Genomic DNA, 12,580 nt, shown 5'->3' on the forward strand with positions numbered 1-12,580 from the left:
GCCCCGTGGGGGTTCGGGGGCGGAGCCCCGTGGGGATTCGGGGGCGGAGCCCCCGGTTGTTGTCCGCCGCGACGGCGCGCGACCGCAGCAGCGAGGGTCCGGCGGAATGGCCGACGAACCGCACGGCAGCGTTCGGTTACCACTGCCTACCGCACCACAGCGTTCGATCAGACTACGAAGGCCGCCGCGCGGACGTCACCCGGTAGACGTCGTACACGCCCTCCACCCCGCGTACGGCCTTGAGTACGTGCCCGAGGTGCTTGGGGTCGCCCATCTCGAAGGTGAAGCGGGAGATGGCGACGCGGTCGTGGGAGGTCTGGACGGCCGCCGAGAGGATGTTGACGTGCTGGTCGGACAGCACGCGGGTGACGTCGGACAGCAGCCGGCTGCGGTCGAGGGCCTCGACCTGGATGGCGACCAGGAAGACGGACGACTGGGTCGGCGCCCACTCGACGTCGAGGATGCGCTGCGGCTCCTGGGTGAGGGAGTCGACGTTGACGCAGTCGGTGCGGTGCACCGAGACGCCGTTGCCGCGGGTGACGAACCCGATGATGGGATCGCCCGGCACGGGCGTGCAGCAGCGGGCCAGTTTGACCCACACGTCCGAGCCCGCGCCCTTGACGACCACACCGGGATCGGCGCTCGAGCGCCGGCGGGAGCTGCGCGCCGGCATCGGCGGCGCGGTCTCGGCGATGTCCTCCTTGGCCTCGTCCTCCCCGCCGAGGGCCTGCACCAGCTTGTGGCAGACGCTCTGCGCCGAGACGTGGCCCTCGCCGATGGCGGCGTAGAGCGCGGAGATGTCGGGGTAGCGCATCTCGTGGGCGAGGGTGACCAGCGAGTCGCCGGTGAGGATGCGCTGGATGGGCAGGTTCTGCTTGCGCATGGCGCGCGCTATGGCGTCCTTGCCCTGTTCGATGGCCTCGTCGCGCCGCTCCTTGGTGAACCAGGCGCGGATCTTGTTGCGGGCGCGCGGGGACTTGACGAAGCCGAGCCAGTCGCGTGAGGGGCCGGCGCCTGAGGCCTTGGAGGTGAAGACCTCGACCGTGTCGCCGTTGTCGAGCGTGGACTCCAGCGACACCAGCCGTCCGTTGACACGGGCGCCGATGGTGCGGTGTCCGACCTCGGTGTGCACGGCGTACGCGAAGTCCACCGGTGTGGCTCCGGCTGGCAGTGCTATGACGTCGCCCTTGGGGGTGAAGACGAAGGTCTCGTTGCGGGAGAGGTCGAACCGGAGGGACTCCAGGAACTCGCCGGGGTCCTCGGTCTCCTTCTGCCAGTCGAGGAGTTGGCGCAGCCACGACATGTCGTTGATCGTGTCGTCGGCGGCGCCGCCCTTGCCGCCCCCCTTGGGCACATCGGTGCGCACCTTGGAGGCGCCGGCGACGGCCTGCTGCTTGTACTTCCAGTGCGCGGCGATGCCGTACTCCGCGCGGCGGTGCATGTCGAAGGTGCGGATCTGCAGTTCGACGGGCTTGCCGCCGGGCCCGATGACCGTCGTGTGCAGCGACTGGTACATGTTGAACTTGGGCATCGCGATGTAGTCCTTGAACCGCCCGGGAACCGGGTTCCAGCGGGCGTGGACGGTGCCCAGCGCGGCGTAGCAGTCCCGCACGGTGTCCACCAGGACGCGGATGCCCACCAGGTCGTAGATCTCCGCGAAGTCCCGGCCGCGGACGATCATCTTCTGGTAGACGCTGTAGTAGTGCTTGGGCCGTCCGGTGACGGTGGCCTTGATGCGGGCCGCGCGCAGGTCGGCCTGGACCTCGTCGGTGACCAGCGCGAGGTACTCGTCCCGCTTGGGCGCCCGCTCGGCGACCAGCCGCACGATCTCGTCGTACATCTTGGGGTAGAGGATCGCGAAGGCGAGGTCCTCCAGCTCCCACTTGATGGTGTTCATGCCCAGCCGGTGGGCGAGCGGCGCGAAGATCTCCAGCGTCTCGCGGGCCTTCTGCTCCTGCTTCGACCGCTTGAGGTAGCGCATGGTGCGCATGTTGTGGAGGCGGTCGGCGAGCTTGATGACCAGGACGCGGGGGTCCTTGGCCATGGCCACGACCATCTTGCGCACCGTCTCGGCCTGTGCGGCCTCGCCGAACTTGACCTTGTCCAGCTTGGTGACGCCGTCGACCAGCAGCGCCACCTGGTCGCCGAAGTCGCGGCGGAGGGTGTCGAGGCCGTACTCGGTGTCCTCCACGGTGTCGTGCAGCAGCCCGGCCATCAGGGTGGCGGGGTCCATGCCGAGCTCGGCGAGGATGGTGGTGACGGCGAGCGGGTGGGTGATGTACGGGTCGCCGCTCTTGCGCTTCTGGCCGCGGTGCCAGCGCTCGGCGACCTGGTACGCCCGCTCGATCTGGCGCAGCGTGGTGGACTCGATCTTGGGGTCGTTGCTGCGCACTATCCGCAGCAGCGGTTCCAGCACCGGGTTGAAGGGGCTGGAACGCTGCACCCCCAGGCGCGCCAGACGGGCGCGTACGCGGTTGGAGGAGCCGGACCGGCCCGAGACCCCGGAGACGGCACGCGCGGGCGCCACGCGATCCCTGGAGCCGTTCTCGGCGCTCTTGCCGCTCCGCCCCGAGCCACTGTGCGGGCTGCCGCCCTGCTGCGTGGCGGTGTCGGCGGAACGGGACCGTCCTGTGCCCTCGCTCTTCGCGGGCAGCGCGCCGTCGGACGCGGCGCCCCGCCGGCGCTGCGCTGCCTCGCCGGCGGCCTCCGCTTCCTTGCGCTGTGCTGCGGTGAGCTGCTGGGCCTCGTCTGGCAAGAGCACTCCTCGGTCGACCCCAGGTCGGACTGCCATGGTAGCCATCCCGGCGGCGCGGCCCCTCCTCGAAGGGTGCGGAGGAAGGCGAGTGGCGGCCTCCCCGTCGTCGGACAACGTGTCGGGGGGCCGCCTCGTGCCGCGGTGGACGGCGGGGCGCGGGCCGCTCAGACGGCGAGCAGGGCGTCCAGTGGCGCGCCCGCGAGAGCACGCTCGACCCTGCCGCGTCCCTCCAGGAAGCCGAGCTCCAGCAGCACGGCGAGGCCGACGACCTCGGCGCCGGTACGCCGCAGGAGCTGCACGGAGGCCTCGGCGGTCCCGCCGGTGGCGAGCACGTCGTCGACCACCAGCACCCGGTCGCCCTCGGCGAGCCCCTCGGCGTGGACCTCGATCCGGGCGCTGCCGTACTCCAGGTCGTAGGCCTGGGAGAGCGTGGCGCCGGGGAGCTTGCCGGCCTTGCGGACGGGCACGAAACCGACGTCGGCGCGGACCGCCGTCGGGGCTCCGAGGATGAAGCCGCGCGCCTCCAGACCGACGATCTTGGTGGCGCCGTGCTCCCGGGCGATCCCGGCCAGCACGTCCGTGAGCACGGAGAACGCCTCGGCGTCGGCCAGCAGCGGAGTGATGTCCTTGAACATCACCCCGGGCTTGGGATAGTCGGCCACGTCGTGGATCCGGTCGGCCAGCAGCCCCCGCACAGCCGCGGGGATCTGCGCGGCCGTCGAGGACTCTCGCGTACTCACCCGCTCACCTGCGCTTTCCGGACGGCTTGCCGCGGCCACGCGCGGGTGGCTGCCGCCGCTGTCCTGAGACGCCGGCGGCGGTACGCCCGGCGCGGTCCGCGCGGGGGCCGTCCTCGTCCTCGTCGCCGTCGTCGTCCGGCGTCCCGTCCGGCTCGTGCGCCTCGCGCTCCGCCGCCTTGGCCCGCTTGGTGTGCACGCGCCTGGCCAGAGCCTTCATCTCCGGTGTGCGCGTCTTGAAGTCGGAGACCAGAGGGGTGGCGATGAAGATCGAGGAGTAGGCACCAGCGGCCAGGCCGACAAACAGCGAGAGCGCGATGTCGTTGAGCATGCCGCCGCCGAGCATGCCGCCACCGATGAACAGCAGACCCGCGACCGGCAGCAGCGCGACGACGGTGGTGTTGATGGAGCGCACCAGCGTGCCGTTGATACTGCGGTTGGCGATCTCGGCGTAGGTGAACTTGGTCTGCTTGGTGACGTTCTTGCTGCTCTCTCTCAGGCCGTCGAAGACGACGACCGTGTCGTAGAGCGAGTAGCCGAGGATCGTCAGCAGGCCGATCACGGTGCCCGGTGTGACCTCGAAGCCGACCAGCGAGTAGACACCGACGGTGATGGTGATGTCGTGGATGAGGGCGATGAGGGCGGCCAGCGCCATCCGCCACTCGAAGGCGATGGCGAGATAGAGCACCACAAGGATCATGAAGATCCCCAGGCCCTGCCACGCCTTGTTGGCGATCTGCTCGCCCCAGCTGGGGCCGACCAGCTGGGCGTCGATCTTGTTTCCGTCGACCTTGAGCTCCTCGGCCAGCTTCTCCTTGACCGCGGTGGAGGTCTTGGTGTCGACCTCGGCGATCTGGATGCGCTTTCCGCCGTCACCGAGCGCCTGGACGATGGCCTGGTGGCCCGAGACCTTCTCCGCGGCGTCCGTGGTCTGCTGGACCGAGGCGGACGTCTTGGGCGTCGTGAAGACGGCGCCGCCCTCGAACTCGATGCCCATGTGGAGGCCGCGGACGACGAGCCCGACGATCGCCGTGATGGTGATCAGGATCGAGACGCCGTACCAGATCTTGCGGTGCCCGATGAAGTCGTAGCCGACCTCGCCGCGGTAGAGCCGGGCGCCGAGATTGCCGAGACGGGACATCTCACGCCTCCTTCGTGTCGGTGCTGACGGTGCGCCGGCCGCGCCGCAGGGGTGGCCTGGCTCCGAGCCGCTTGGGGTCGAGTCCGGACCAGGGGTGTCCGTCGGAGAAGAACTTCCTGCGCGCGAGCAACGTCATGACCGGCTTGGTGAAGAAGAAGACCACGACGACGTCGAGTGCGGTGGTCAGGCCCAGCGTGAACGCGAAGCCCTGCACCTTGCCGACGGTGGTGATGAACAGCACCACGGCGGCGAGGAACGAGACGAAGTCGGCCACCAGGATCGTGCGCCGGGCGCGCGGCCAGGCCCGCTGGACCGCGGGCCGCAGCGTGCGGCCCTCGCGCACCTCGTCTCTGATGCGTTCGAAGTAGACGATGAACGAGTCCGCCGTGATGCCGATGGCGACGATGGCGCCGCAGACCGCCGGCAGGTTCAGCGCGAAGCCCATCGCGGGGCCCAGCAGCGTCATGATCGCGTAGGTCAGGACGGCGGAGACGAGCAGGCTCAGGATCGCGATCAGCGACAGTCCCCGGTAGTAGAACAGCAGGTAGAGGACCACCAGGGCGAGGCCGATGGCGCCCGCGATCAGACCGGCCGTCAGCTGGTCGCTGCCCAGCGCGGCGGTGACGGTGGTGACGTCGGACTCCTCGAAGGAGAGCGGCAGCGCACCGTAGGAGAGGATGTTGCCCAGCTCCTGCGCGGACTCCTGGGTGAAACTGCCGGAGATCTCCGCGTTGTTCGTCAGCTTCTCGCGCACGGTCGGCGCGGACTGGACCTGACCGTCCAGCGTGATGGCGAACTGGTTCTGCGGCTGCGGCTTCTTGGAGAGCTTGCCGGTGATGTCGCCGAACTGGTCGGAGCCCTTGTCGTTGAACGACATCTGGACGATCCACTGGCTGCGCTGCTGGTCGAAGACCGCCTTCGCCTTGTCGACGTTCTTGCCCTGGACGGCGACCGGGCCGAGCGCGTACTTGATCGGCTCCTTGGCGTCACAGGCGACGATCGGCTGCGAGCCCTTGGAGCTCGAGGCCTTCTCGCTGGCCTTGGCGCGGGCTTCCTTGGTGCTGCAGTCGAGCGCGTTCAGCTTCTTGGCGAGGTCGGCGGGGACCCCGGGCTGCTGCGGCTGCTGCGGCGGCGTCGAGGGGTCGGGGGTCTCCTTCTTGCCGCCGGACTTGGTGGGGGTCGGAGTGGGGTCCTCGGGAGCGGTCTTGGCCGTCAGGCCCTCGGTGACGGCGCGGCCCTGCCCGCCCTGTCCGCCTTCTTCCTGTCCTGAGCCCTTGTCCGCACTCTCGCCGGAGCCCTTGTCCGAGCCCTTCTCCGCGCTCTCACCGGAGCTCTTGTCGCCACCCTTGTCCGCGCTCTCGCCCGAGCCCTTGTCGGACTTCTTGCCGGAGCCGGACGACGACGGGTTGGGCTGGGGCGGCTGCTGGCCCTTGCCGACCTGAGCGAGCGTCAGCACGGGGCGGAAGGAGAGCTGGGCCGTGGTGCCCACCTGCTCGCGCGCCTGCTGGGAGTTGGTGCCCTTGGGGATGTTGACGATGATGTGCCGATCGCCCTGCGTCTGGACCTCGGCCTCCGACACACCAAGACCGTTGACCCGCTGCTCGATGATGCCGACGGCGGTGTTCATGTTGGTCTTGTTGATCGCGTTGGGCTTGCCGGGCTGGTTCTTGGCCTCGAGCGTGATGCTGGTACCGCCCGCGAGGTCGATACCCAGGCGCGGAGACTTGTGGCCGGAGACGAACATCCCCGCGACCAGCCCGGCCGTGACCAGCAAAATGAGCACTAGGGAGCGCCACGGCCTCCCCATGGCGCCGGAGGCCTTGCGGCCCCTCTTCGGTGCTGCCACCTTCTCGTTTCTCCCTGTCCAACCGCCCGTGCCGCCCCCCGAGTTCGGCCGGGCGCGGCACAGCGGCGCGCGAAGTGGTCTGTGGACGTGCTACGCCGCCGGGCCCTGGGGCTCCCGACCCTCGGCAAGGGGGTGCCCCCGGCCTGCGGTCGGGTCGAGCCCCGGCCCGGCGGCGCCGACCTTACTTGGAGTCGGCGTCTTCGTCCCGCTTGCGGTCCTTGGACTCGGCGGTGTCGGCCTTGGCCGCCTCCGCCTCCGGCTTCTCGGACGACTCGGCGGCCTGCGCCTCGTCCGCGTCCTTGTCCTCGGCGTCCTCGGCGCCCTTGGCGTCCTTCTTGGCGAGATCCAGCTTCGCGTCGGAGGTCTCCCCGCTCTCGGTCAGCGAGGAGGCGTCGTCCGGAACGACCGTGTCGACGTCGAACTCCTCGCCCTCGGGACCGTTCGTGATGCGGTCGAACTCCTCATCGGAGAGCACGGCGCCAATGGCGTTCTTGGCGAACAGCGCGTGCGTGCCGGGCTCGATCTCCACGAGGACGGTGTCCTCCCGGATCTCCTTGACGACGGCGTACATGCCCCCAATGGTCCGAATGCCCGTGCCGGGCTGCATCTGGTCACGCATCTGCGCGGCCTGACGCTGCTTCTTCTTGGCGGAGCGGGTCATCAGGAACATGGCCCCGATGATCACGATGAACGGGAGCAGAGCAATAGGATCCACGGCGGAAGAGTTCCTTCGCATGGCCGCGTCTCAGCGGCCTGGGTATTCGGGGTGGGCAGGCCTCCGCAGAGGGAGGGCGTCGGCGGAGTCTAAGCGAGCCTTCGCCGATGGAACAACGTCAAGCATGGCACCGAGGTTCCTGGCCCGACGCGTACGCGCACCGTCACCCTCCGAACAGACCCTGCTGTCCAGGTCCTCCGAAGGCCCCCCGCGGGGTCTGCTGAGGCGGGGTGAGCCCCAGGTGAGCCCATGCGGCGGGGGTGGCGACACGGCCACGCGGTGTCCGGGCCAGCAGCCCCTCGCGGACGAGGAACGGCTCGGCCACCTCTTCCACTGTCTCACGCTCCTCGCCGACCGCGACGGCCAGCGTGGACAGGCCCACGGGCCCGCCGCCGAAGAGTTTCAGCAGGGAACCGAGCACCGCGCGGTCGAGCCGGTCGAGGCCGCGCTCGTCCACCTCGTACACCTCCAGGGCCGCGGAGGCGATCTGCCGGGTGATGACGCCGTCCGCCTTGACCTGTGCGTAGTCCCTGACCCTGCGCAACAGCCGGTTGGCGATGCGCGGCGTGCCGCGGGAGCGCCCGGCGATCTCCACGGCGCCCTTTGGGTCGGTGCGCACCTCCAGCAGCTGTGCGGAGCGGCGCACCACCTGCTCCAGCTCGGCCGGCTCGTAGAACTCCATGTGGGCGGTGAAGCCGAAGCGGTCCCGCAGCGGCGGGGGCAGCAGCCCGGCCCTGGTGGTGGCGCCGACGAGGGTGAACGGCGGCAGCTCCAGCGGAATGGCCGTGGCGCCGGGCCCCTTGCCGACGATCACGTCGACGCGGAAGTCCTCCATGGCCATGTAGAGCATCTCCTCGGCCGGGCGGGACATCCGGTGGATCTCGTCGAGGAAGAGCACCTCGCCTTCCTGGAGGGAGGAGAGGATCGAGGCGAGGTCCCCGGCGTGCTGGATGGCCGGGCCCGAGGTGATGCGGATGGGGGCGCCCATCTCCGCGGCGATGATCATCGACAGTGTCGTCTTGCCGAGCCCCGGCGCCCCCGACAGCAGCACGTGGTCGGCGGTGCCGCCGCGCGCCCTCGCCGCCCGCAGCACCAGGTCCAGCTGCTCGCGCACCTTGGGCTGCCCGATGAACTCCCCCAACTGCTTGGGGCGCAGCGCGGCCTCCACCGCCTGCTCCTCGTCCTCGGCCTGGGCGTCCACCAGTCGGTCCTCGTGCGTCATGGCGTCACCGTGCCCGGTTCAGCGACTGCAGGGCGGACTTCAGCAGAACCCCCACATCGGGTGAACCCCCGTCCGCCTCGGCCTGCGGCGCCACCGCCACGACGGCGTCGTCCGCCTCGCGGGTGGCGTACCCCAGTCCGACGAGAGCGGCGTGGAGTTGCTCCCTCCAGCCGGCGGCGGCCGAGGCGGCGGCGGTCCGCGGGGCGGCGGCCGTGCCCAGCGGCGCGCCGATCCTGTCCTTCAGCTCCAGCAGCAACTTCTGCGCGCCCTTCTTGCCGATGCCGGGCACGGCGGTCAGCGCCTTCTCGTCCCCGCCGGCGACGGCGACCCGCAGCGCCTCGGGGCTGTGCACCGCGAGCATGGCCTGCGCCAGCCGGGGCCCCACCCCGCTGGCCGTCTGCAGCAGTTCGAAGACCTGCCGTTCGTCGTCCTGCGCGAAGCCGTAGAGCGTCAGTGAGTCCTCGCGCACGACGAGCGAGGTGGCCAGGCGGGCGGGCTCGCCCTCCCGCAGCCCGGCCAGCGTGCCCGGGGTGCACTGGAGAGCCATGCCGACTCCGCCGACCTCGATCACGGCGGAGTCGGGGCCGAGAGCGGCGACAGGCCCTGAGACGAAGGCGATCATCGGACGGTGCCTTTCTGGTGCTGCGCACGGTTCCTGTGCGGCGTACGGGTTGCGGAAGGGGACTGCCGCGCGGCGGCGGCCTGCTGGAGCCGGTTGCTCGCAGGGCCGCGCCAGATGTGGCAGATCGCCAGCGCCAGTGCGTCCGCCGCGTCCGCGGGTTTCGGCGGCGCGGCGAGCCGCAGCACGCGGGTCACCATCGCGCCGACCTGGGCCTTCTCCGCGCGTCCCGAGCCGGTGACGGCGGCCTTGACCTCGCTGGGGGTGTGCAGCGCGACCGGAAGCCCCCGCCTGGCAGCGCACAGCATGGCGACGGCGCTGGCCTGGGCCGTGCCCATGACGGTGCGGACGTTGTGCTGGGTGAACACGCGCTCCACCGCGACCGCTTCGGGGCGGTGCGCGTCCAGCCACTCCTCCATCCCCCGCTCGATGAGCACCAGCCGGTCGGGGACTTCCGCCTCGGCGGGCGTGCGGATCACGCCCACGCCCGCCATGGTCAGCTGCCGGCCCGCGACGCCCTCGACCACGCCGACGCCGCAGCGGGTCAGCCCCGGGTCGACTCCCAGCACGCGCACCGCCGTCCCCCTTCCCCGCTGAGCTCTTCGAGCATCCGTGTCCGTGTTCCCGCAGGTTATCGGGGAGCACCGACATGAGCCGACGGCCCGGCGGAAGGTGTCTCCGCCGGGCCGCCTGGAACCTGTGCCGTGATCGTCGGCCCGGACGGCTGCCCGGGCCGGGTGGAGCGCTACGCGTCGACCTTCGCCATCACGTCGTCCGGGACGTCGAAGTTGGCGAAGACGTTCTGCACGTCGTCGCTGTCGTCGAGCGCGTCGATCAGTTTGAAGATCTTGCGCGCACCCTCCTCGTCCAGCTCCACCTGCATGCTGGGGACGAAGCTGGCCTCGGCGGAGTCGTAGTCGATTCCGGCGTCGACGAGCGCGGTGCGCACGTCGACGAGGTCGGTCGCCTCGCTGAGCACCTCGAAGTTCTCGCCGAGGTCGTTGACCTCCTCGACGCCCGCTTCGAGAACGGCACCGAGGATGTCGTCCTCACTGAGGCCGTTCTTGGGGACGATGACGACGCCCTTGCGGTTGAACAGGTACGACACCGACCCCGGGTCCGCCATCGAACCGCCGTTGCGGGTCATGGCGACACGCACGTCGGACGCGGCGCGGTTGCGGTTGTCCGTCAGGCACTCGACGAGGACGGCGACGCCGTTGGGGCCGTAGCCCTCGTACATGATCGTCTCGTACTCGGCGCCGCCGGCCTCGAGGCCCGCGCCACGCTTGACCGCGCTGTCGATGTTCTTGTTGGGAACCGACTGCTTCTTCGCCTTCTGGATGGCGTCATAGAGGGTGGGGTTGCCATCCGGGTCGGCGCCGCCCATCCGCGCCGCGACCTCGATGTTCTTGATCAGCTTCGCGAAGAGCTTGCCGCGCTTGGCATCGATCACGGCCTTCTTGTGCTTGGTGGTTGCCCACTTAGAGTGGCCGGACACAGCCTCGCTCCTTCACAGTCCCAACTTCTCTCGACGCGGAGATCCTACCGCCAGCGGCTCGGTGTGCTCACGTCCCCTTCGCGGGCTCCGCGCCCCTGCCCGCGCGGCGCTCACGCCGCGGACCGCACCATCCGTGTGAACAGCGCGTGCACCCGGTGGTCACCGGTCAGCTCCGGGTGGAAGGCGGTGGCCAGCAGGTTGCCCTGGCGGACGGCCACCGGGTGCCCTTCGTAGGAGGCCAGCGTCTGCGTCGCCGCGCCCGTGGACTCGACCCAGGGGGCGCGGATGAAGACACCTTCCACGGGACCTCCGTCGACGGCCGCCATCTCGACGGCCGCCTCGAAGGACTCGTTCTGCCGCCCGAAGGCGTTGCGGCGCACGATCATGTCGATGCCGCCCACCGTCTCCTGTCCCGAACGGGGGTCGAGGATCTTGTCCGCCAGCATGATCATCCCGGCGCACGAACCGTACGCGGGCATGCCGCCCGCCACCCGCTCGCGGAGCGGGGCCATGAGGCCGAAGGCGGTGGCCAGCTTGCTGATCGTGGTGGACTCGCCGCCCGGGATGACGAGGCCCGCCACCTCGTCCAGCTCCTGCGGGCGGCGCACCTTCAGGGGCCGCGCCCCCGCCGCCGCGAGGGCGGCCAGGTGTTCGCGGACGTCGCCCTGGAGGGCGAGGACGCCAATGGTCGGCTCAGACATGATGCTCAGGGTCCTTCCGGGAGCGGGTGCCGGGTCCCGGCCTGTGGGTCACCAGCCCCGCGACGCGTAGCGCTCGGTCTCGGGGAGCGTGTCGCAGTTGATGCCGACCATTGCTTCGCCGAGACCGCGGGAGGCGTCCGCGACGATCTTGGGGTCGTCGTAGAAGGTGGTGGCCTTCACGATGGCGGCGGCGCGCTTGGCCGGGTCGCCCGACTTGAAGATGCCGGAGCCGACGAAGACGCCCTCCGCGCCGAGCTGCCGCATCAGCGCCGCGTCCGCCGGGGTGGCCACGCCGCCGGCGGAGAAGAGGACGACCGGCAGCTTGCCCGCGACCGCGACCTCCTTGACCAGCTCGTAGGGGGCGCGCAGCTCCTTGGCCGCGGCGTAGAGCTCGTTGCCGTCCAGGACGGTCAGCTTGCCGATCTCGCTTTTGATCTGGCGCATGTGCCGGACGGCCTCGACGACGTTGCCGGTGCCCGCCTCCCCCTTGGAGCGGATCATGGCCGCGCCCTCGGCGATACGGCGCAGCGCCTCGCCGAGGTTGGTGGCGCCGCAGACGAAGGGCGTGGTGAAGGCGAACTTGTCGCTGTGGTTGACCTCGTCGGCCGGGGTGAGGACCTCGGACTCGTCGATGTAGTCGACACCGAGCGCCTGGAGGACCTGCGCCTCCACGAGGTGGCCGATGCGGGACTTGGCCATCACGGGGATGGACACGGCGCCGATGATGCCCTCGATCATGTCGGGGTCGGACATCCGGGCCACCCCGCCGTCCTTGCGGATGTCGGCGGGGACACGCTCCAGCGCCATGACGGCGACGGCGCCGGAGTCCTCGGCGATCTTCGCCTGCTCCGGAGTGACGACGTCCATGATCACGCCGCCCTTGAGCTGCTCGGCCATGCCCCGCTTGACGCGTGCTGTACCGGTCTCGGGCTGGACAGCTGCGGGCTCCGAGGTTGCTGTGGTGGTGGACGGAGTTGACACGTTCGACCTCGCTGAAAGGGGCGATGAGGGGATGGACGGCGGACCCTCACCGGGTCCGCCTGCCACTGTTGTGGACCGAGGTCACCTGCGAAAAGGGCCAATCGCACTGCTGTGGCCTGCATGTCGCTGCCCCGCCCCCGTCCGGGGGGGGGGGGGGGGGGGGGGGGGGGGGGGGGGGGATGAGTGGATGGACGGCGGACGGGGGGGGGGGGGGGGGGGGGGGGGGGGGGGGGGGGGGGGGGGGGGGGGGGGGGGGGGGGGGGGGGGGGGGGGGGGGGGGGGGGGGGGGGGGGGGGGGGGGGGGGGGGCTGTTGTGGACCGAGGTCACCTGCGAAAAGGGCCAATCGCACTGCTGTGGCCTGCAT

The 12,580-nt window shown here is 70.6% G+C and carries 11 protein-coding genes; all 11 read right to left on the reverse strand.

What is annotated here, in order from left to right; genetic code table 11:
• Positions 1-172: 172 nt before the first annotated feature.
• Complete coding sequence (locus tag AB8Z75_RS21350) at positions 173-2,755, reverse strand: bifunctional (p)ppGpp synthetase/guanosine-3',5'-bis(diphosphate) 3'-pyrophosphohydrolase (RefSeq protein WP_369204370.1); 2,583 nt, start codon at positions 2,753-2,755, stop codon at positions 173-175.
• Between the two features lie 164 nt (positions 2,756-2,919).
• Positions 2,920-3,495, reverse strand: a complete 576-nt coding sequence (locus AB8Z75_RS21355) for an adenine phosphoribosyltransferase (RefSeq protein ID WP_369204372.1) — start codon at positions 3,493-3,495, stop codon at positions 2,920-2,922.
• 4 nt (positions 3,496-3,499) lie between these two features.
• Entirely contained in the window at positions 3,500-4,633 is a 1,134-nt protein-coding gene (gene secF, locus AB8Z75_RS21360) for a protein translocase subunit SecF (RefSeq protein ID WP_369204374.1), read from the reverse strand.
• 1 nt (position 4,634) lies between these two features.
• Positions 4,635-6,479 carry a protein translocase subunit SecD gene (gene secD, locus AB8Z75_RS21365; protein WP_369204376.1) on the reverse strand — a complete coding sequence of 615 codons (1,845 nt, stop codon included), beginning with the start codon at positions 6,477-6,479 and terminating at the stop codon, positions 4,635-4,637.
• Between the two features lie 181 nt (positions 6,480-6,660).
• Positions 6,661-7,194 (reverse strand): preprotein translocase subunit YajC, encoded by a 534-nt coding sequence (gene yajC, locus AB8Z75_RS21370; protein ID WP_369204378.1) that lies wholly within the window; start codon positions 7,192-7,194, stop codon positions 6,661-6,663.
• Positions 7,195-7,357: 163 nt separating this feature from the next.
• On the reverse strand, positions 7,358-8,416 hold the full coding sequence (gene ruvB, locus AB8Z75_RS21375) for a Holliday junction branch migration DNA helicase RuvB (protein WP_369204380.1): 1,059 nt from the start codon (positions 8,414-8,416) through the stop codon (positions 7,358-7,360).
• 4 nt (positions 8,417-8,420) lie between these two features.
• The gene (ruvA, locus tag AB8Z75_RS21380) at positions 8,421-9,038 is read right to left on the reverse strand and encodes a Holliday junction branch migration protein RuvA (protein WP_369204382.1); all 618 of its coding nucleotides are present in this window, start codon (positions 9,036-9,038) and stop codon (positions 8,421-8,423) included.
• The gene (gene ruvC / locus AB8Z75_RS21385; RefSeq protein ID WP_369204384.1) at positions 9,035-9,610 is read right to left on the reverse strand and encodes a crossover junction endodeoxyribonuclease RuvC; all 576 of its coding nucleotides are present in this window, start codon (positions 9,608-9,610) and stop codon (positions 9,035-9,037) included. Before ruvC ends, ruvA begins: the two co-directional genes overlap by 4 nt.
• A gap of 170 nt (positions 9,611-9,780) precedes the next feature.
• Positions 9,781-10,533: a YebC/PmpR family DNA-binding transcriptional regulator gene (locus AB8Z75_RS21390; RefSeq protein WP_369204386.1), complete on the reverse strand. Its 753-nt coding sequence runs from the start codon at positions 10,531-10,533 to the stop codon at positions 9,781-9,783.
• A 110-nt stretch (positions 10,534-10,643) separates the two neighbouring features.
• Positions 10,644-11,234 (reverse strand): pyridoxal 5'-phosphate synthase glutaminase subunit PdxT, encoded by a 591-nt coding sequence (gene pdxT / locus AB8Z75_RS21395; RefSeq protein ID WP_369204388.1) that lies wholly within the window; start codon positions 11,232-11,234, stop codon positions 10,644-10,646.
• Between the two features lie 48 nt (positions 11,235-11,282).
• Positions 11,283-12,215, reverse strand: coding sequence for a pyridoxal 5'-phosphate synthase lyase subunit PdxS (pdxS, locus tag AB8Z75_RS21400; RefSeq protein WP_369204390.1), 933 nt, complete (start codon positions 12,213-12,215; stop codon positions 11,283-11,285).
• Positions 12,216-12,580: the final 365 nt, after the last annotated feature.

This window comes from Streptomyces sp. PU-14G, from assembly GCF_041028275.1.
Lineage (GTDB): Bacteria > Actinomycetota > Actinomycetes > Streptomycetales > Streptomycetaceae > Streptomyces.

What these genes read in the sequence shown, in the direction of transcription:
- secF (WP_369204374.1), bottom strand. Translation starts at nt 4,633, where the DNA reads ATGTCCCGTCTCGGCAATCTCGGCGCCCGGCTCTACCGCGGCGAGGTC.
- ruvB (WP_369204380.1), bottom strand. Translation starts at nt 8,416, where the DNA reads ATGACGCACGAGGACCGACTGGTGGACGCCCAGGCCGAGGACGAGGAG.
- ruvA (WP_369204382.1), bottom strand. Translation starts at nt 9,038, where the DNA reads ATGATCGCCTTCGTCTCAGGGCCTGTCGCCGCTCTCGGCCCCGACTCC.
- pdxT (WP_369204388.1), bottom strand. Translation starts at nt 11,234, where the DNA reads ATGTCTGAGCCGACCATTGGCGTCCTCGCCCTCCAGGGCGACGTCCGC.